Origin of the sequence: Mycolicibacterium diernhoferi (assembly GCF_019456655.1) — a bacterium.
In the GTDB taxonomy this organism is placed as follows: domain Bacteria; phylum Actinomycetota; class Actinomycetes; order Mycobacteriales; family Mycobacteriaceae; genus Mycobacterium; species Mycobacterium diernhoferi.
The window spans coordinates 4,723,578-4,741,862 of record NZ_CP080332.1 but is presented as its reverse complement, the minus strand read 5'-3'; the positions used below and the strand labels follow the sequence as shown (position 1 = coordinate 4,741,862).

Sequence of the window (18,285 nt, the reverse complement as noted above, 5' to 3'; positions counted from 1 at the left end):
CGGCAGGTCCTCAATCTGCTTGCGTTCTCAACTTTCCTCGACCTCGCCCGCGGCCAGGGTGTCGGCCACCTTCTGGCGGGCGCCGGCCAGGTGTTCTTCGCACCGTTTGGCCAGTTCCTCGCCCCTTTCCCAGAGCTTGAGCGACGCGTCGAGGTCCAGCCCGCCGTGCTCGAGCTGCTGGACCACCTCGATCAACTCGTCGCGTGCCTCTTCGTACCCCATTTGACTAATGGGCTTCATCTGGACCCTCGCTGACTGTTGTGATGGCACCGTCGGAGACGCGCACCCGCAGCCGGGTGCCCGCCGGAGCGTCGTCGACCGACCGCAGGATCGGGCGGTCTTCGCCCTGTTGCTGGGCTCCCACCACCTGAACCACCGCGTAGCCGCGGGCCAGCGTGGCCGCCGGACCGAGCGTGGTGAGCCGGGCGGACAGATGTTCCAGGCGGTCGCTCTCGGCGGCGATCAGTCGGCCGATGTCCCGGCGCGCGGTCCGCCGGGCCCGGTGCACCTCCTCGGCGCGGGCCTCCAGCGCCTGCAACGGCCGGGCCAGCACCGGCCGGGACCGCAACTGATCCACGATGTGCTGCTCGCGACGGACCCAGTTGCGCAGGGCTTGCGCGCTGCGCCGCCGCAGATCCTCGACCCCGGCCTGCTCGACGGCGGCGTCGGGCACCACCCGTTTGGCCGCATCGGTCGGGGTGGCCGCCCGCAGATCGGCCACCAGATCGCAGATCGGGTTGTCCGGTTCGTGCCCGATCGCGCTGATCACCGGTGTGCGGCAGGTGGCGACGGCCCGGCACAGCGTCTCGTCGGAGAACGGCAGCAGGTCCTCCACGCTGCCGCCGCCGCGGGCCATGATGATGACGTCGACTCCGTCGTCGGCGTCCAGCGCCGCCAGTGCCTCCACGATCTGGGCGACCGCGTTCGGCCCCTGTACGGCGGTGTTGCGCACCGCGAACCGCGCCGCGGGCCACCGGGCGGACACGATCGACATCACATCGTGCTCGGCGGCCGAGGCACGGCCGGTGATGAGCCCGATGGTGTTGGGCAGGAACGGAATCGGGCGTTTGAGCCGCCGGTCGAACAGTCCCTCGGCCTCGAGCAGCCGGCGCAGCCGATCGATGCGGGCCAGCAATTCGCCGATCCCCACCGCGCGGATGTCGCTGACCCGCAGCGAGAAACTGCCCCGCCCGGTGTAGAACTGCGGCTTGCCGAAGACGATCACCTGAACACCCTCGGCGAGTCGCACCGGTGCGTTGACCACCAGATCGCGCGGACAGGTCAGCGACAGCGACATGTCCGCGGCCGGGTCACGCAGCACCAGGAAGGCGGTCGAGGATCCGGGGCGCACGTTCAGCTGGGCGATCTGACCCTCCACCCAGACGGTGCCGAGCCGGTCGATCCACTTGGCCACCCGGGTGGCCACGGCCCGCACCGGCCACGGGTTCTCCGGGGACTGGCCGGGTTCAGTCACTTCGCCGACGCGCGGGTGATCCTGTTGGAGAGCAGGGTCTGGAACGGCGCGCGCGCCTTGTTGGCCTCCTCGTAGGCCAGCAGGGCCTCCAGGTCGGCGAGCTTGAGCGAGGTCAGCCGGGCCCGCAGCTGCGCCAGCGTCAGCGACTCGTAGCCGAGGTCGTCGACGATGGCCGGGGCCGAACCGTTGGTGGACGGGGTGTGCTGCTCGTCCGGGTCCGCCGGCGGGGCCTCGCCCTCGCTGAAGAGTGCGAAGCGGCCTTCGGTGCGATTGGCGACCTTGTCTCCGGTGAGACGCGTCACCGTGGCGGTCTCGCCGTCGTCCTGGACCGGGTCGTCGTCCTCGGAGAGGTTGGCGAACGGATGGGACGGCAGGTCCTCGTCGAATGTCGCCCACTCCGGCTGCTCGTCCTTGGGCGGGAAGAGCTCCTCGAGGGTTTCGTCACCGCGGTTGACCAGGTCGGCGACGTCCTGCTGCACCTTCATCACCAGATGAGCCAGCTGGCTGGCCACCGTCATCGGGTAGGTCAGGATGGTGTGGGGGAGCTTGCGCGTCTCGTCCAGTGCGGTTACCGCCGCACCTACCAGCAGTCGGACTCCGTACGGTGCAGTTGACATGGGTGCCAGCCTACGGCTGGCCCGGCCGCGGTGCGGGTAAGTACCCTTGATGCATGCCACCAACCGTCAACATGGGAATCCCGGGCGCGACGAGCTCGGTGGCGTCGCCCGTTGCCGGCAAGCGCGTCCTGCTCGCCGAGCCGCGCGGCTACTGCGCGGGGGTGGACCGGGCCGTCGAGACCGTCGAACGCGCCCTGGAGAAGCACGGCGCGCCGATCTACGTGCGGCACGAGATCGTGCACAACCGGTATGTCGTCGACACGCTGGCCAAGGCCGGTGCGGTGTTCGTCGAGCAGACCGACGAGGTGCCCGAGGGCGCCATCGTGGTGTTCTCCGCGCACGGTGTCGCGCCGACCGTCCACGAGGAGGCCGCGGCCCGCAACCTGCAGACCATCGACGCCACCTGCCCGCTGGTCACCAAGGTGCACAACGAGGCCAAGCGGTTCGCCCGCGACGACTACGACATCCTGCTCGTCGGCCACGAGGGCCACGAGGAGGTCGTCGGGACCGCCGGTGAGGCCCCCGACCACGTCCAGGTCGTCGACAACCCGGACGCGGTCGACAAGGTGACGGTGCGCGACCCGGACAAGGTCATCTGGCTGTCGCAGACCACGCTGAGCGTCGACGAGACCATGGAGACGGTGCGCCGGCTGCGGGAGAAGTTCCCGACGCTGCAGGACCCGCCGAGTGACGACATCTGTTACGCCACCCAGAACCGCCAGGTCGCGGTGAAGGCGATGGCGCCGGAGTGCGAGCTGGTCATCGTGGTCGGCTCGAAGAACTCGTCGAACTCCGTGCGGCTGGTCGAGGTGGCGCTGAACGCCGGTTCGCAGCACGCCTACCTGGTGGACTACGCCGACGACATCGACCCGGCCTGGTTCTCCGGGGTCACCACCGTCGGCGTCACCTCCGGCGCCTCGGTGCCCGAGATCCTGGTGCGCGGCGTGCTGGACCGGCTCGCCGAATACGGCTACGGCACCGTGCAACCGGTGACCACCGCCAACGAGACGCTGGTGTTCGCGCTGCCCCGCGAGATCCGTCCCCCGCGTAGCTGAGGCGGTACGTTCGAGCCCTGTGGGCTCACTTCGCGGTTTCCCGGCTGTCCTCCTCACGCTCGTCCTGGTGCTCGCCGGGTGCGCTGACGCCGAAGACCGGCTGAACACCACCCTGGCGGGGTTCGCGGAGGCCCTCAACCGTGGCGACGCGGCCGCCGCGGCGGCACTGACCAGCGAGCAGGCTGCCGCCACCGGCACCCTCGACGGCCTCTACGCCAGCCTGGGCACCGACGTCCGGTTCGAGGTGTCGCAGGTGCGGCGCGAGGAGGATGCGGCGACGTTCACGCTCGCGGCGACGTGGCGGTTCGGACCCGAGAAGCAGACCGAATGGGCGTACACGACCGAGGGCACGGCCGCGGCCGACGGTGACGACTGGAAGATCCGGTGGAATCCGGCCACCGTCGCTCCGGGCCTGGCTGCGGGCGCACTGTCCTACAGCACCCTCGCCCCGCAGCCCGCCGCCCGCGTGCTCGACCGCACCGGCGCGGACCTGCTCACCCAGCACATCGTCACCCTGGTCGACATCGCACCCGGTGTCGACGTGAATGCCGTTGCCGCCCTGCTCAATCCGATCGCGCCGACGATCACCGCCGACTCGCTGGCCGGGCAGCTCGCCGCCGGCAGGCCGGTCACCGCCGTCACCCTGCGCGAGGAGGACCTGACCCCGATCCGCGAGCAGCTGGCCGCGCAGCCGGACGTGACGCTGCGCCCGCAGACCCGGCTGCTGGCCACCGACCGCGCGCTGACCTCTCCGGCCCTGGCCGGGCTCTCGGACCTATGGCAGCAGCGCACCGACGCCGCCGCCGGGTGGGCGGTGACCGCCGACACCGCGTCCGGACCGAGGCGGGTGGGCGGACAGGACGCCGAGCCGGTCGGTGACATCGCTGCCACCCTGGACATCGGCATGCAACTGGCCGCCGAAGCGGCGCTGGCACCGCTGGTCACCCCGGCGGCGCTGGTGGCCATCCAGCCGTCCACCGGTGAGCTGCTCGCCGTCGCGCAGAACGCGCCCGCGGACGCCCAGGGCCCGATCGCGTTGACCGGCCTCTACCCGCCGGGCTCGACGTTCAAGACGGTCACGGTGTCCGCGGCGCTGCAGGCCGGGCAGGTCACCCCCGACAGCATCGTCGGCTGCCCGGGCACCGAGAACATCGAGGGTCGCCAGATCCCCAACGACGACAACTTCGCACTCGGCGACGTCCCGCTGCACACCGCGTTCGCGCGGTCCTGCAACACCACCATGGGCCGGCTCGCGGTGAACCTGCCGCCCGACGGCCTGACCGAGGCGGCGGCGCAACTCGGCCTCGGCATCGACTACGTCGCGCCGGGCATGACCACCGTCACCGGCTCGGTGCCGATCGCCGACAGCCCCGCGCTGCGGGTCGAGGCGGGCATCGGGCAGGGCAAGGTCACCGCCTCGCCGTTCGGGATGGCGCTGGTGGCCGCGACGCTGGCGCGCGGGTCGGTGCCCGCGCCGACCATCGTGGCGGGCGCACCCGGCGTCGCCGACCGCACTCCCGAGCCGCTGCCCGGCGGTGTCGACGAGCAGGTGCGGGCGATGATGCGCGAGACCGTCACCGGCGGCACCGCCACCGCGCTGCAGGACATCCCGGACCTGCTCGGCAAGACCGGCACCGCGGAGTACATCGACGACACCCACGCGCACGGCTGGTTCGTCGGGATCCGCGGTGATCTTGCGCTTGCGGTGTTCGTCAGCGACGCCGGGAGCTCGGCGCCCGCGGTGGACGCGGCCGGGGGATTCCTGCGCGCTTCCGCGTGAGGAGCCTCGGCTCAGTTGTCGCTGTCCCAGAACTCCGCGTCGCGGCGGTGGCTGCTGCGCGGCTCGTCCTCGGAGCTGCGGTAGCGCACCCGGGAAACCGGGTGGTGGCTGGGGTCCGGCGCCGGGCGACGGGGCCGCTCCGCATACGGATCGGCGTAGCGGTCATCGCCTCGAGGGGAGTAGCGCGGCTCCTCGAAGCGGGGCTCATAGCCCTCCGGCCGGGGACGGCGGCGCGGCCGCTCGTAGGAGTCCGGTGCCTCGAACGGGGCGCCGTAGGGGCCGTCGTAGGCGCCGCGACGCCGGGGCTCGCGTGGGTCCCGGGGATCGCGGGCGCGGCGGGACTGCCGGGTCGGGTCCACCGGGGCCTCCGGATGCCGACGCGGGCGGCCGGAGCGGTCGCGGGCGGCGGCCCGCTCACGGCGATCGGCCGCGGCAGCCGAGGCGGCGATATCGGAGGCCGGTGGACGGTTGTGCCGGGCCCGCGACGGCGCACCGGTGCGTGGGGTTCGGCGCGGCCGCTCGTCAGCCTCGGCGGCCTCGCGGCGCGGCCGGCGCGCGGCGCGCGGCGCCTCGGTCTCGTCGGCTGCGGCGTCGGTCCGGGCTGAGCGGCGGGCCGCGCGGGCCGCGCGGCGCGGGGAGGGGGCCGGTGCCACCGCGTCGTCGTCGGTGTCCTCGACGCCGCGCAACAGGTACCAGCGGACCAGGCCGAGTGCGAGGACGACCAGCGCGGTGAAGAACATCAGCGGGAACCGCTGGATCAGCGGGTAGCCGCAGTTGATCAGGATGTCCTTGAGCCCGTCGATCTGTGAGCTGTGGAACAAGAAGTAAGACGTGGGGACCGCCACAAAAAGGATCAGCGGCGGCTGGATCATCGCCGTGAACAACCCGGAGCGCTGCACCAGCACCACCGCCAGCAAACAGCCGAGCACGTAGAAGGTGGCGAACACCGAACCGAGCTCACCATTGCCGGCGCCCGCGTCATAGGCGAATCCGACCGCGGTGAACGTCACCGCCAGCAGGATGGCGCCCCACCAGGGGATCTTCACCGGCAGCCGGTCCGGCAGCTCGGCGACCAGACGTTGCGCGTCGGCGAGTACGGATAGGGGAGCCGCCGACTCTGGAGTCGGCGCTGAGCGGCGGGTCACCGACTCCGTCGGCTCCGCGGACTGACCTGGCACACGTTGACCGTACCGGCTGTTCCTGGCGACGTGTTGCCAGCACGCGCGGAGGACCCCGTCACAACCTCTAGACTCTGGAGTCCGTGAGCTTGAACCTGGGAATCGTCGGTCTGCCGAACGTCGGGAAGTCGACACTATTCAACGCGCTGACGCGCAACGACGTGTTGGCCGCCAACTATCCGTTCGCGACGATCGAACCGAACGAGGGCGTGGTCGCGCTGCCCGATCCGCGCTTGGACAAGCTCGCCGAGATCTTCGGCTCGGAGAAGACGGTGCCGGCGCCGGTGACGTTCGTCGACATCGCGGGCATCGTGAAGGGCGCCTCCGAGGGTGCCGGGCTGGGCAACAAGTTCCTCGCCAACATCCGCGAATGTGACGCGATCTGCCAGGTGGTGCGGGCGTTCGCCGACGACGACGTGGTGCACGTCGACGGCCGGGTGGACCCGCGCTCCGATATCGAGGTCATCGAGACCGAGCTGATCCTGGCCGATATGCAGACCCTGGAGAAGGCCATCCCGCGGTTGGAGAAAGAGGCCCGCAACAACAAGGACCGCAAGCCGGTGCTGGAGGCGGCGGTGGCCGCGCAGGCGGTGCTGGATTCGGGCAAGACCCTGTTCTCGGCGGGGGCGGACGCGGCGGTCCTTCGCGAGCTGAACCTGATGACCACCAAACCGTTCCTGTACGTGTTCAACGCCGACGAGTCGGTGCTCACCGACGAGGCCAAGAAGGCCGAGCTGCGTGAGCTGGTGGCCCCGGCCGATGCGGTGTTCCTGGACGCCAAGATCGAGTCCGAGCTGATCGAGCTCGACGACGAGTCGGCGGCGGAGCTGTTGGAGTCCATCGGCCAGACCGAGCCCGGGCTGGATGCGTTGGCGCGGGCGGGCTTCCACACCCTGAACCTGCAGACGTATCTGACCGCCGGCCCGAAAGAGGCCCGTGCGTGGACGATTCACCGCGGCGACACCGCGCCCAAGGCGGCCGGTGTCATCCACACCGACTTCGAGAAGGGCTTCATCAAGGCTGAGGTCGTGTCCTTCGACGACCTGGTGGAGGCCGGGTCGATGGCCGCCGCCAAGGCCGCCGGCAAGGTCCGGATGGAGGGCAAGGACTACGTGATGGCCGACGGGGACGTGGTGGAGTTCCGCTTCAATGTCTGACGCTCTGCCCCCGTGTCCGGCGTGTGCGAGTGAGTTCGCCTATGAGTCCGGTGCGCTGCTGATCTGCCCGATGTGCGCCCACGAGTGGGCGCCGGGCGAGGATGAGGCCGCCGAGTCCGGTGGTGTGGTCACCGACTCGGTGGGCAACCCGCTGGCCGACGGCGACACCGTGACCATCGTCAAGAGTCTGAAGGTCAAGGGCGCCGGCGGTGGGGTCGTCAAGATCGGCACCAAGGTGCGCGGCATCCGCCTGATCACCGATGGTGTGGGCGATCACGACATCGATGCGAAGGTGCCGGGTTTCGGACAGATGCAGTTGAAGTCCAGCGTGGTGAAGAAGGTTCTCTGAGCGCGGGGCCGCTCGTAATGTCCGGCTGAGAGCGCTGAAAAGGGGAGCCGGGGCCGTCGTACGGGATCGCCGCGGACCGAGCGGGTGGCCATCGCTAGCGCTCCGTGGCGATCCGCACGCCGAACCCGATGAGCGTCAGCCCGGCCGCCCCGTCGATCCGGCGGCGGATGCGCGGGGTGCGCATCGCGGTCAGGATCTTCCCGGAGGCCGCGACCAGTGCGGCGCAATAGACCGCCGTCAGCGCCACGTAGAGCGCGCCGAAGCCCAGCGTCGTCGTGGTCACCGCATACCCCTCGGGCACGAATCCCGGCAGGAAGCTGATGAACAGCACGCCGACCTTCGGGTTCAGCAGATCGGTGAGGAACCCGGCGGTGAACCCGCTCGAGGTCAGCAGACGTGAGGACCCCGCCGGCTCCGCGAACTCGGTGGGCGCCTCACGGCGCAGCGACCGAATCGTCTGCACGCCCATCCAGACGAGGTAGCACGCACCGAGGATCCGCAGGACGTCGTAGCCGACCTGGCTGGCCTGCAGCATCGCCGACACGCCCAGCACCGCCGCGAGCACCCAGACCATCAGCCCGCACAGCACACCCAGACTGGTGCGGATCCCCTCGGCCCGTCCGCCGCGCACGATACTGCGCATCACGACGAGGGTGTCCGGCCCGGGCAGCACGACGATCATCACCGCGGCCGCGGTGAACGCCAGGAGGGAGGCCAGCACGCGCTCATCGTAGGCGTCCGGGTCGTGATGCACCTGGCCCCGAGGTGGCCGGCAGGTGTGAAACGCGGCGATTGCGGGTATCAAAGATCGGCCTTGCGACCGAGCACGGCACCTCGAGGAACGGATGGATCCTGGAATGACGAACACGGCGGTGCGGCCGATCAGCCTGCTGGTGGCGGCAACGTATCTGGTGATGGTGGCGATCAACGGCCTGGCGAATGCGCTGCCGATCAACGGCATTCAGACCGGGGACGTGTCCGACGCGTACCCCAACCTGTTCGCGCCCGCCGGCTACGCGTTCTCCATCTGGGGCGTGATCTACCTGCTGCTGCTCCTGCACGTGCTCTACCAGTTCGGCCTGTTCCGGACCGACACCGCCGGCGCCGACACGGCCTTGCTGGACAAGGTGGGCCGGTTCTTCGCGGTCTCCTCGCTGGCCAATGCGGGCTGGATCCTGGCCTGGCACTTCGACCTGATCGCGCTGTCGGTGCTGCTGATGCTGGTGATCCTGGCCAGCTTGGCGGTCATCGTGCAGACCATCAGGGCTGCGGACCTGAACACCCGCGAGAAGTGGTTGGTCGCAGTGCCGTTCAGCGTCTACTTCGGCTGGATCACCGTCGCGACGGTCGCGAACATCACGGTGTTCCTGGTCAGCCTCGGCTGGGATGGCTTCGGTCTGGCCGAATCCACCTGGGCCGTCATCATTCTGCTGGTGGCGGCGGGGATCGGGACGGTGGCGATGCTGCACAACAACGACCTCGCCTACGGGGCGGTGCTGCTGTGGGCCTTCACCGCGATCCTCGTCAAGCACCGGTCCGCCGACGGATTCGCCGGCGAGTACCCCCAGGTCGCCGCGACGGTCGTGGCGTGCCTGGTGGTCTTCGTGGTCGCCGCCGGGGTCATCCTGGTCCGAGGGCGGCGTAGGACGGCGTCACTGGTGAGTTCACCGGCGCTGCGCCGGTGAGTTTTCCCGGCCGCGGAGGTCAGAGCCATATGGGAATCCTGAGTTACACCACGTCGGTGTCCATCGACGGGTACATCGCCGACGCCAACGGCGACTTTCAGTGGGGCGCCCCGGATGAAGCGGTCTTCGCCCTGCACCTCGCTCGGATGGCGGAGGTGTCGACGGAGGTGATGGGGCGTAAGACCTATGAGCTGATGCGGTACTGGGAGACCTACCCGGACGGCGAGGAGGCGGTTCCGGGCGAGCTGGAGTTCGCGCACCGCTGGAAGGACATCGACAAGGTGGTGGTGTCCTCGACGCTGACCCCCGCCGAACTCGGGCCGGAACCGGTCCGCCTCGTCCCCGAGCTGAGTTTGGGCGAGTTGCAGCAGATCGTCGATTCGGTGCCCGACCATGTCGAGATCTTCGGGCCCACCACGGCGGCCGCGGCCATCCGGGCCGGCATGGTGCGGGACTTCCGGTTCTTCGTCGTCCCCAAGATGATCGGCGGCGGCCTGCGTGCGCTGCCCGACGGCGTGCACCTCGACCTGCGGCCGGCCGAACACCGGACGTTCGACGACGGCACCGCTTATCTGCGTTACCTGCCGCGGTAGGGGCTCCGATACGGTCGATTCCCGTGACGATCCGACCTGCGACAGCTTCCGACCTCGACGGTGCCGCCGCCACCTTGGCCGCGGCGTTCGACGCCTATCCGTGGACCCGATGGTCGATCCCGCAGGACGGCTACCCGGATCGGCTGCGTCAGCTGCAGCGGCTCTATCTCGGCTACGCCCTCGACGAGGGCATCGTGCTGGTCGACGACGATCTGCGCGCGGTGATCGCATTGCTCCCGCCTGATGCGCCCGAACCCGCCGCCGGCATGCAGGACGAGGTGGCCGCGTTGCACGGGGAAAGGCTCAGTGTCCTTGCCGCAGCAGATATTCCGGCGCAGCCGGCCGGTGCGTGGAACCTGGCCACCGTGGGTGTGCACCCGGACAGTCAGGGCGCCGGTCTCGGGGGCGCCACGATCGAGGCCGGTCTCGCCGCGGTCGGGGACACCGCGGTGGGCCTGGAAACCTCCGACGAGCGCAACGTGCGACTGTACGAGCGGGCCGGGTTCGCCGTCACAGCCATCACGCGGATCGAGCGGGGGCCGGTGGTCTATTCGATGCTGCGACACCGGTCGTAGATTTCTACTCGATTCGGCGCCGAGCCACGCGCTCCCCGAGCACGGCCGACAGTTGCCGCGCATTGCGCACCGCGTGCCCGCCGAGGTCATTGTTGAAATACACCAGCACATCTCGGCCCTCTCGATCCCACACGCAGATCTGCTCGGCCCACCGGCGCAGCTCGGCGGCGCTGTAGCTGCCCGCGTAGATGGCGGCGTCACCGGGCCCGTGCAACCGCAGGTACGCCAGGCCGGCGGTGGCCTCGACGATGCAGGGCAGGCCCGGGCCGCTCATCACGACATAGGCGGCCGAATGCCTGCGCAGGATGTCGTACACCGCCGGCGCATCCCAGGACCGATGACGCAGTTCCATCGCCACCGCAATGCCGTCGGGCATGGCGGTCAGGAAGTGGTCCAGCCGGTCGTCGTCGCGTTCCTGGGCGGGGTGCAGTTGCACCAGCAGTGCGCCGCGGCGGTTGCCGAGTTCGGCCCACCCCGCGGCCATCCGCTCGATCCACTGCTCCGGCTCCTTGAGCCGACGGGCGTGCGTCAGGCCACGAGATGCCTTGACCGTCATGACGAAACCCTCGGGCAGTCGTTCCCGCCATCCGGCGAAGGTGGCCGGCTTTGGCCACCGGTAGAAGCTGGCGTTCAGTTCGACGGTGTCGAACTCGGCGGCATAGACATCCAGCCGCCGCGCCGTCGGCAGGCCCGGCGGGTACAGCACCCCCTTCCAGTGGTCGTAGGACCACCCCGACGTGCCGATCCGCACCACCATCAGCGACGCCGCCCGGTCGAGACCAGCAGTCCCGCAGCTGTGCCGAGGTCGTGGACCAGATCGCCGAACCCGGCGGCGCGTCGCTCCGCCGGCCCACGCAGCACCGACGACGGGTGCGGCGTGGTGACCACGGCATAATCCGCCTCCGGTGCGCGCAGAACCTCACCTCGGTGTTCGGTCAGGCGAAAATCGGTACCGAGCAGTGCTTTTGCGGCGGTCGCGCCTAGCAGGACCACCACCTCCGGCTCGATTGCCTGCAGTTCGGCGAACAACCACGGCCGGCAGGCCACCACCTCGGTTCGGCTGGGCGTCTTGTGGATACGGCGCTTGCTCCCGGATGCGCGGGTGAACTTGAAATGCTTGACCGCATTGGTCAGATACACCTGCCCGCGGTCGATGGCCGCGGCGGACAGTGCCTTGTCGAGCAGTCGTCCCGCCGGCCCGACGAACGGTTCCCCGGCGCGATCCTCCCGGTCACCCGGCTGCTCACCGACCAACAGCATCCGCGCCGACGCCGGGCCGGCGCCGAACACCGTCTGCTCGGCGTCGCGGTACAGGTCGCACCCCCGGCACCCGGCCGCGGCGTCGGCCAGCGAGACCAGGTCCCGTGAGTCCGGCAGGTAGTCCTGGGCGCTCCCGCCCGATGCTGCGGCCATGACGGGCGGATACCCGCGGGGCGGCTGCTACACGCGCACCGGGTCCACCCGAACCGCGATCTCGGCACCGAGGCGGTAGCCCGGCGCGAGCGACAGGTGGTCCCCGCTCCAGAACTTGCCCGGGTCGAAGTAGTTCTCCCGCTTCTCGGTGGACAGCAGACCCATCTCCTCGTAGGTGATGGCCACCGTCTCCGCGCAGTACGCCGTCTCCAGTCCGGCCGCGCGGCGCCGCTGCTTGTCCCGCTCCGCGGATTCGCGCACCTTGCGATGCAGGACAGGCAGGCCGCGGGTGAAATCGCTGACGATCGGCAGTCGTCCGCGCAGCCAGCGTCCGGTCAGGCGTGCGGTGGACGGAAAGGCGGTGCCGTTCATCCGGGCCACCACCTGCAGCATCCGGTCCTCCTGCTCGCGGGTGACCGCCGGGGTGAGCTGGCGCAACCAGGCCTTCTGGCCGTACTCGTGCACCCAGCGTTCGGCGACCTCGCGGGCGTCGTTGAGCTGCACCCCGCGGTGGTGGGTGCCGGTCCACAGATCGAGCAGCTTCTGGCCGAGTTCGGCATGCCAGATCAGCGGCGGCAGGTCATCGATCGCGACCGTCATCCCGACGTGGTTCACCGGTGCGTTCGTCAGCGTCTGGATCGCCCGGTCGGGTCCGGAACCGCCGCGGAACAGCCAGATGTCGCCGGTGCGGGTCTCCTCCAGCGCCTGGGACAGGGACACCGTGTTCGCGTTCACGACCGCAGCTTAGGCAGAATCTCGTCCATGAAGGGCATCTGGAAGTGGGTCGGGCTGGCTGGTGTCGCCGGAGTCGTCGCCGGTGGGGTGCTGGTCGCCCGGGATCAGCGGGTCCGCAAGTCATACACGCCCGAGGACATCCGGGCCCGGCTGCACCAGCGTCTCGCCGAGGCCGAAAGGCCTGACGCCACCGAGTAGCCGCGAACGTGCGGATGCTCGCCTGAAACTGCGGCGTGTCGGCCTCAGACTCGCACGCTCGCGGGGGATCAGTAACCCTCGGTGAGCACCCGGTCCAGGGTGTCCACGTAGAAGTCCGCGCCGGCCATGTCGATGCACAACGGCGGCTTGGTCTTCAGGATGTTCTGGTGATCGCCGGTCGGCTGGATGATGACGCCGAGGTCGAGCATCCGCTCGCAGATCGCCCGCGTCTCCTCGGTGGCCGGCTCCAGCGTGACCGGGTCGCGGATCAGTTCCACACCCAGATACAGGCCCATTCCGTGCACGGTGCCGACCAGCGGGTGCTTGTCGCGCAGTCCCAGCAGACGCCTCTTCAAGTGCTCGCCGACGCGCAGGGCGTTGTCCTGCAGGCCTTCCTCGGCGAGCACGTCGAGCACGGTCAGGCCGATCGCGCAGGACAGCGGGCTACCGCCGGTGGAGGAGAAGAAGTACCCCTGCGACCGGAACGCATCGGCGATGGCCCGGGTGGTGATCACCGCGCCCAGTGGGTAGCCGTTGCCGGTGGCCTTGGCGACCGACACGATGTCGGGCACCACCTGCTGCTGCGGGAAACCCCAGAACCACTGGCCCAGCCTGCCGTAGCCGACCTGCACCTCGTCGGCGATGGCGATCCCGCCGGCGGCCCGCACCGCGGCGTACACCTGCTGCAGATAGCCGTCGGGCAGGGCCATCCCACCGGCGTTGCCGTACACCGGTTCACAGATGAAGGCCGCGGGAGGCCGGCCGTCGGCGGTCATCTGCCCGATCTGGGCCACCGCCTCGGTGGCGTACCGGTGCGCCTCGGCGCCGCGATACTTGCCGCGGAAGCTGTTCGGGGATTCCACGGTGTGCACCCAGTCGGGTCGGGTGGCCAGCGCGTCCGGATTGTCTGCCATCGACGTGGACACCGCATCGGTGGCGTAGGTCCAGCCGTGGTAGGCCTCGCGCACCGCGATCACATCGCGGCGCCCGGTCACCGCGGTCGCCAGCCGGATCGCGAGATCGCTGGCCTCCGAACCGGAATTGACCAGGAACACGGTGTCCAACGGGTCGGGCAGGGTCGCGGCGATCCGCTCACTGAACTCGACGACGGCCGAATAGTTGAACCGCGAATTGGTGTTCAGCCGGCGCAGCTGTGCGGACGCGGCGTCGGCGACCCGCGGGTGGGCGTGGCCGAGCACGGTGACGTTGTTGACCATGTCGAGGTAGGCCCGGCCCGCCGTCGAGAACAGATGGTGACGGTGCCCGCGTTCGATCTGCGGGGGCTCGCAGTAGTAATGCTCCTGCACCTTGGCGAAGCTGTCGTCGCGACGCTCCAACAGATCCCGCGTCGCGGTGTCGGTGAGTGGATCGAGTCCCAGAACCGTTCGGGGATCCCGGGACAGCGCCAGCCAGCCGGGGGCCAGTTCGGCCGAGGTGAACTCCGGTGCGACCGGCGCACCCGATGGCCGCACCGCCAGCCGGGTCCAGCCGCCCTGCCCGATCACCCCGAGATGCTCCCCGGCGTGCACATGTCCGGGCGCGGTGGTCGACGCAACCCCGGTGAGAGTCAGCTCGAAATCCAGCCCCCGCAACGTGATCCGATCATCGGTCCGTCCGATCACCTCGCCGTCCCAGGGCGCCAGCACCCGAGTGGTGGCGGCAGGCCACAGGCTGATGCCGGTCTCGACGGTGTCGGGGCCGGCCTGTGAGAGCAGCGGAGCGCGGTTCAGGCGGGGCCGGCCGAAGCTGGTGAGCACCAGTTCGGCGCCGTCCCGCACAGCGGCGGCGGCCAGGGTGTCGGCGTGCTCCAGGGTGTCCGAGAGGTCCAGGGTCAGCACGGCTTCGGGTTCGAGGCCGGCGATCAGCCGGTTCTCGATCTGGATGTCCGGTCGCTCGGCCGAGAATCCGAGTTCGGCGAGGATCAGCGCGGTCATCACCGCCATCGGCACCGCGGTGGCCTGGGCGAACATCCGCCACTCTTCCTCGGACTGATCGGTGACGTAGGCGTTGTCCGGGTCCAGCGCAGCCTGCTGGGCGCCGCTGACAATGAGCACCGCGGTGCGCAGCACCAGTAGCGGCCACAGCGCCTGTGCCTCCACCCGCTGCAGGGCGCGCACCGCGTGAAAGGCCTTGACACCCGGCAGGATCGAGGCCGGTCCGTTTCCGGCATGGCCGAGTACCGAGGACAGGGTGATCGCCAACTCGGAGACCGCCCAGGTCTCGGACAGGTCGCCGAAATCGATGACCCCGTCGGGCAGCCCGTCCGGGCCGGCCACGGTGTTCGCGTCGGTCAGGTCCAGATGCACCGCCTGGCGGGGCAATTCGTCGGCGAGCCGGGCGATGGCGGACCACGCCTCGCCGGCGGCCGCCAGGATCTGGTCGCGTTGCCGCGGGACGTGTGCGATGAGTTCGGTGACGACCTCGTTGCCGTACCGCAGATCCCACTGCAGGATCCGGTCCAGCCCGGGGTGGCCGAACCCGGCCAGTGCCCGGCTCACCCGGCCGGCGAGCTCACCCATCGCCGCGACCACGGCGGGCGGCAGGTAACCGCGGTCGTTGAGGGTGCCACCGGCCAGAAACGGCAACAAGCGCACATTCGGGGCGGGCTCGGTGTCGTCGGCGGGCAGCGGTGTGGCAACCCGCAATTCGGGGCAGCTCCGGGCGATCAGCTCCGCGGCGGCGTCCTGGGCGGCCAGTTCGGCCTCGGTGAAGGCCGGGTTCGCGATCTTCAGCACCGCGACGGGATCGCCGCCCTCGGACACCAGGAAGTTGCAGTCCTGCTGACTGCCCAGAGATGTCACCTCACCGCGGGAGCCGTACCGGCGGACCAGCAGCTCGGCGGCCTGGGCTTCGGTGAGCCGAGGTGCCGGCAGGGCGGGCTGCTCCAGGAAGTTAAAGCCTGAGCAGCCTGACGACTTGTCGCTCACCTGTCGACAAACCTCACGACAACCTCGGTGAAGGCATCGTTGTCGTCACCGGCGGCGGTGTGGCCGGCCTCGGAGAGTTCCACGAACTCGGCCTGGGGCACCTTCTGCAGGAAGTCGCGGACGCCCTCCTCGGAGACCACATCGGAGAGCCTGCCGCGGATCAGCAGGATCGGCACCGTCAGATTCGTCGCGGCGGTCTCCAACCTGTCCGACCGCGCGAACGGGTCATCGCCGGGTTTGGTGAGAAACGCCGGATCCCAGTGCCAGTACCACCGGCCGTCGCGCAGCCGGAGGTTCTTCTTCAAACCCTCGGTGCTGCGCGGCTTCGGACGGTGCGGCAGGTAGGCGGCCACCGCGTCGGCGGCCTGCTCCAGGGAGTCGAATCCGTCGATATTGCTGAACATGAAATCCCGGATCCGGGCGCTGCCACCCTTTTCGAATCGCGGCACCACATCGACGAGGATCAACTTGGTCACCAATTCGGGGCCGGCCTCATGGGCGGCCTGGATGCCGGTCAGTCCGCCCATGCTGGCGCCGACCAGCGCGACGGGCCTGCCGATCTGGTAAAGGACCTGCAGCACATCGGAGCTCAGTGTCTCCACGTCATAGCTCGCGGTGGGGGAGCGGTCGCTGTCGCCGTGCCCGCGGCTGTCCAGGGCGATCACATGCATGCCGCGGTCGGCGAGGATCTGGCCGGTGTTCTTCCAGGAGTGCCGGTTCTGGCCGCCGCCGTGCAACATCAGGACGGTCGGGCCGGTCACCTCGGTGTCCCGATTCCATTCGTCGGCGACCAACATCAGGTCGTCGACGCCGCGAAACGTCACGGTCTGCGGTGCACTCTTCGCCATGCTCACGAACATCCTCTCGCCGGCCTGCGGTTCACGTTACTGACCGGCCGCCCCGATTTGGTGTCGGGCCGGGGTTCCGGGGGTCACTAGAATCGGTGGTCGTGCAGTCTGTGCCATCCGGGCAACCCAGCAGTGAAGAACGCGACCGAATCGTCGAAGCGACCTTTGCCTGCCTGGCCGAACCGCACGAGGGCCCGGTGCATGTCTCGGCGATCCTGACCCGGGCCGAAGTGTCCAGTCGGGCGTTCTACCGGCATTTCGAGTCCAAGGACGATTTGTTCCTGGCCATGCTCGGGCAGGTCACCGAGCGCCTGGCCGTCGAACTCGACGAGATCGCGGGGCCGGACGCGGCCGGTGGCCCGGATCCGCTGACCCGGCTGCGAGCCTGGCTGGACCGGATGTTCACGCTGGCCAGCGATACCGAACTGCACCCCTATCTGGCTGTCGTCGACTGCGACGAGATGCGCTCGGCGAAGGGCTACCGGGATGCGCGGGAACAGTCACGGGCGCGTCGGGAATCCTCATTGGTAGACATTCTGGCGATGGGACGGGAGGACGGGTCGTTCCCGTTGACCGAGCCGGAGTCGGATGCGATCGCGATCGCGGCGCTGGTGAGCCGGGAGCTGACCTCGGCCCGGATCTACGACCCGGCACAGATTCCGGTGGCCCGGGCCCGGGTGGAGCGCTTCGCATTGCGCGCGCTGGGCGTCGTGGTAGCGAACACAGTGGGTAGCGACACTACTGCACAGTAACTACGGCCCGCCCAACCGGGTGGTGGGTGTTGCTGCCGACAAAATCGTTATGTACGTTCTTCCGCATCCATGGCGGTGACTCTGGTCATATGGTGGTTCGAACAGTGAGCTCTCGGAAGGAATGCATGGCTATGCGTGCACCGCGCAGGTCTAGGCCGGTCACCTGATGGCGGCCCAAGACGCCATCCCGAATGTGGTCGCGAAGCCGGTGCGCGCGTTCGGTGGGTTCTTCTCGATGACGCTCGACGTCTTCACCTTGATGTTCCGGCCCCCGTTCGCCTGGCGCGAGTACATCCTGCAGTCCTGGTTCGTCGCACGGGTTTCGCTGCTGCCGACGCTGATGCTGACGGTGCCCTACACCGTGCTGCTCACATTCACCTTCAACATCCTGCTCACCGAGTTCGGCGCCGCCGACTTCTCCGGCACCGGTGCCGCGCTGGGCACGGTGACCCAGATCGGCCCGATCGTCACGGTATTGGTGATCGCCGGTGCCGGCGCCACCGCGATGTGCGCCGACCTGGGCGCCCGGACCATCCGCGAAGAGCTCGACGCGCTCCGGGTGATGGGCGTGAATCCGATTCAGGCCTTGGTGATTCCACGGGTGTTCGCCGCGACCACGGTCTCGCTGGCCCTGTCGGCCACCGTCGTGCTGGTCGGACTCACCGGCGCCTACCTGTTCTGCGTCTACGTCCAGCACGTCTCGCCGGGCGCGTTCGTGGCGGGCCTGACCCTGATCACCGGCCCCACCGATGTGTTCATCGCCCTCATCAAGGCGGCCCTGTTCGGCCTGACCGCCGGCCTGATCGCCTGCTACAAGGGCATTTCGGTGGGCGGCGGACCGGCCGGTGTCGGTAACGCGGTGAACGAGACCGTGGTGTTCACCTTCATGGCGCTGTTCGCCATCAACGTGGTCGCCACCGCCGTCGGTGTGAAGGCGGGGACGTGACAA

20 protein-coding genes are annotated in these 18,285 nt (G+C 69.5%); 10 read left to right on the top strand and 10 right to left on the bottom strand.

Features of this window, described 5'->3' with window-relative positions; all coding sequences use genetic code 11:
* Positions 1 to 27: 27 nt before the first annotated feature.
* The 3 genes from K0O62_RS22390 to K0O62_RS22380 are packed head-to-tail and all read right to left on the bottom strand — an operon-like array spanning position 28 to position 2,091.
* Positions 28 to 240, bottom strand: coding sequence for an exodeoxyribonuclease VII small subunit (locus K0O62_RS22390; protein WP_073857931.1), 213 nt, complete (start codon positions 238 to 240; stop codon positions 28 to 30).
* Positions 227 to 1,474 (bottom strand): exodeoxyribonuclease VII large subunit, encoded by a 1,248-nt coding sequence (xseA, locus tag K0O62_RS22385; RefSeq protein ID WP_073857929.1) that lies wholly within the window; start codon positions 1,472 to 1,474, stop codon positions 227 to 229. Before xseA ends, K0O62_RS22390 begins: the two co-directional genes overlap by 14 nt.
* Entirely contained in the window at positions 1,471 to 2,091 is a 621-nt protein-coding gene (locus K0O62_RS22380; protein ID WP_073857927.1) for a lipid droplet-associated protein, read from the bottom strand. Before K0O62_RS22380 ends, xseA begins: the two co-directional genes overlap by 4 nt.
* 53 nt (positions 2,092 to 2,144) lie before the next feature.
* Between K0O62_RS22380 and K0O62_RS22375 the strand changes: the two genes are divergently transcribed.
* Both K0O62_RS22375 and K0O62_RS22370 read left to right on the top strand, forming a co-directional pair.
* Complete coding sequence (locus K0O62_RS22375; protein WP_073857924.1) at positions 2,145 to 3,146, top strand: 4-hydroxy-3-methylbut-2-enyl diphosphate reductase; 1,002 nt, start codon at positions 2,145 to 2,147, stop codon at positions 3,144 to 3,146.
* Positions 3,147 to 3,165: 19 nt separating this feature from the next.
* Positions 3,166 to 4,926 carry a penicillin-binding transpeptidase domain-containing protein gene (locus K0O62_RS22370; protein WP_073857922.1) on the top strand — a complete coding sequence of 587 codons (1,761 nt, stop codon included), beginning with the start codon at positions 3,166 to 3,168 and terminating at the stop codon, positions 4,924 to 4,926.
* 11 nt (positions 4,927 to 4,937) lie between these two features.
* On the opposite strand, the gene K0O62_RS22365 is transcribed toward K0O62_RS22370, so the two are convergent.
* Positions 4,938 to 6,104: a DUF6542 domain-containing protein gene (locus tag K0O62_RS22365; protein ID WP_220045471.1), complete on the bottom strand. Its 1,167-nt coding sequence runs from the start codon at positions 6,102 to 6,104 to the stop codon at positions 4,938 to 4,940.
* 83 nt (positions 6,105 to 6,187) lie between these two features.
* Between K0O62_RS22365 and ychF the strand changes: the two genes are divergently transcribed.
* Together ychF and K0O62_RS22355 are read left to right on the top strand one after the other, a co-directional pair.
* On the top strand, positions 6,188 to 7,261 hold the full coding sequence (gene ychF / locus K0O62_RS22360) for a redox-regulated ATPase YchF (RefSeq protein WP_073858751.1): 1,074 nt from the start codon (positions 6,188 to 6,190) through the stop codon (positions 7,259 to 7,261).
* The gene (locus tag K0O62_RS22355) at positions 7,254 to 7,610 is read left to right on the top strand and encodes a zinc ribbon domain-containing protein YjdM (protein ID WP_073858752.1); all 357 of its coding nucleotides are present in this window, start codon (positions 7,254 to 7,256) and stop codon (positions 7,608 to 7,610) included. The genes ychF and K0O62_RS22355 overlap by 8 nt, the downstream gene beginning before the upstream one ends.
* Positions 7,611 to 7,704: 94 nt before the next feature.
* On the opposite strand, the gene K0O62_RS22350 is transcribed toward K0O62_RS22355, so the two are convergent.
* On the bottom strand, positions 7,705 to 8,331 hold the full coding sequence (locus K0O62_RS22350; RefSeq protein ID WP_073858847.1) for a LysE family translocator: 627 nt from the start codon (positions 8,329 to 8,331) through the stop codon (positions 7,705 to 7,707).
* Positions 8,332 to 8,467: 136 nt separating this feature from the next.
* Between K0O62_RS22350 and K0O62_RS22345 the strand changes: the two genes are divergently transcribed.
* The 3 genes from K0O62_RS22345 to K0O62_RS22335 are packed head-to-tail and all read left to right on the top strand — an operon-like array spanning position 8,468 to position 10,463.
* A complete protein-coding gene (locus K0O62_RS22345) occupies positions 8,468 to 9,295 on the top strand; it encodes a TspO-related membrane protein (protein ID WP_097933594.1) in 828 nt (275 codons plus the stop codon).
* Between the two features lie 29 nt (positions 9,296 to 9,324).
* Positions 9,325 to 9,888, top strand: a complete 564-nt coding sequence (locus K0O62_RS22340; RefSeq protein WP_073858754.1) for a dihydrofolate reductase family protein — start codon at positions 9,325 to 9,327, stop codon at positions 9,886 to 9,888.
* A gap of 23 nt (positions 9,889 to 9,911) precedes the next feature.
* Complete coding sequence (locus tag K0O62_RS22335; protein WP_097933596.1) at positions 9,912 to 10,463, top strand: GNAT family N-acetyltransferase; 552 nt, start codon at positions 9,912 to 9,914, stop codon at positions 10,461 to 10,463.
* Between the two features lie 4 nt (positions 10,464 to 10,467).
* Here the strand turns inward: K0O62_RS22335 and K0O62_RS22330 are convergent, their stop codons facing one another.
* The 3 genes from K0O62_RS22330 to K0O62_RS22320 are packed head-to-tail and all read right to left on the bottom strand — an operon-like array spanning position 10,468 to position 12,611.
* Complete coding sequence (locus tag K0O62_RS22330; protein ID WP_073858756.1) at positions 10,468 to 11,220, bottom strand: DUF72 domain-containing protein; 753 nt, start codon at positions 11,218 to 11,220, stop codon at positions 10,468 to 10,470.
* Positions 11,220 to 11,876: a UdgX family uracil-DNA binding protein gene (locus tag K0O62_RS22325; RefSeq protein ID WP_073858757.1), complete on the bottom strand. Its 657-nt coding sequence runs from the start codon at positions 11,874 to 11,876 to the stop codon at positions 11,220 to 11,222. The genes K0O62_RS22330 and K0O62_RS22325 overlap by 1 nt, the downstream gene beginning before the upstream one ends.
* A 27-nt stretch (positions 11,877 to 11,903) precedes the next feature.
* Complete coding sequence (locus tag K0O62_RS22320) at positions 11,904 to 12,611, bottom strand: guanylate cyclase (protein WP_073858758.1); 708 nt, start codon at positions 12,609 to 12,611, stop codon at positions 11,904 to 11,906.
* Positions 12,612 to 12,638: 27 nt separating this feature from the next.
* On the opposite strand from K0O62_RS22320, the gene K0O62_RS22315 reads away from it, so the two are divergent.
* Positions 12,639 to 12,809 (top strand): hypothetical protein, encoded by a 171-nt coding sequence (locus tag K0O62_RS22315; RefSeq protein ID WP_097933598.1) that lies wholly within the window; start codon positions 12,639 to 12,641, stop codon positions 12,807 to 12,809.
* Positions 12,810 to 12,877: 68 nt separating this feature from the next.
* Here the strand turns inward: K0O62_RS22315 and K0O62_RS22310 are convergent, their stop codons facing one another.
* Both K0O62_RS22310 and K0O62_RS22305 read right to left on the bottom strand, forming a co-directional pair.
* The gene (locus K0O62_RS22310; protein ID WP_073858759.1) at positions 12,878 to 15,736 is read right to left on the bottom strand and encodes an aminotransferase; all 2,859 of its coding nucleotides are present in this window, start codon (positions 15,734 to 15,736) and stop codon (positions 12,878 to 12,880) included.
* Positions 15,733 to 16,584, bottom strand: a complete 852-nt coding sequence (locus K0O62_RS22305; RefSeq protein ID WP_276035760.1) for an alpha/beta fold hydrolase — start codon at positions 16,582 to 16,584, stop codon at positions 15,733 to 15,735. The genes K0O62_RS22310 and K0O62_RS22305 overlap by 4 nt, the downstream gene beginning before the upstream one ends.
* A gap of 101 nt (positions 16,585 to 16,685) precedes the next feature.
* On the opposite strand from K0O62_RS22305, the gene K0O62_RS22300 reads away from it, so the two are divergent.
* A complete protein-coding gene (locus K0O62_RS22300) occupies positions 16,686 to 17,336 on the top strand; it encodes a TetR/AcrR family transcriptional regulator (protein ID WP_234800252.1) in 651 nt (216 codons plus the stop codon).
* Positions 17,337 to 17,502: 166 nt separating this feature from the next.
* Positions 17,503 to 18,282, top strand: a complete 780-nt coding sequence (locus tag K0O62_RS22295) for an MlaE family ABC transporter permease (RefSeq protein ID WP_073858760.1) — start codon at positions 17,503 to 17,505, stop codon at positions 18,280 to 18,282.
* Positions 18,283 to 18,285: the final 3 nt, after the last annotated feature.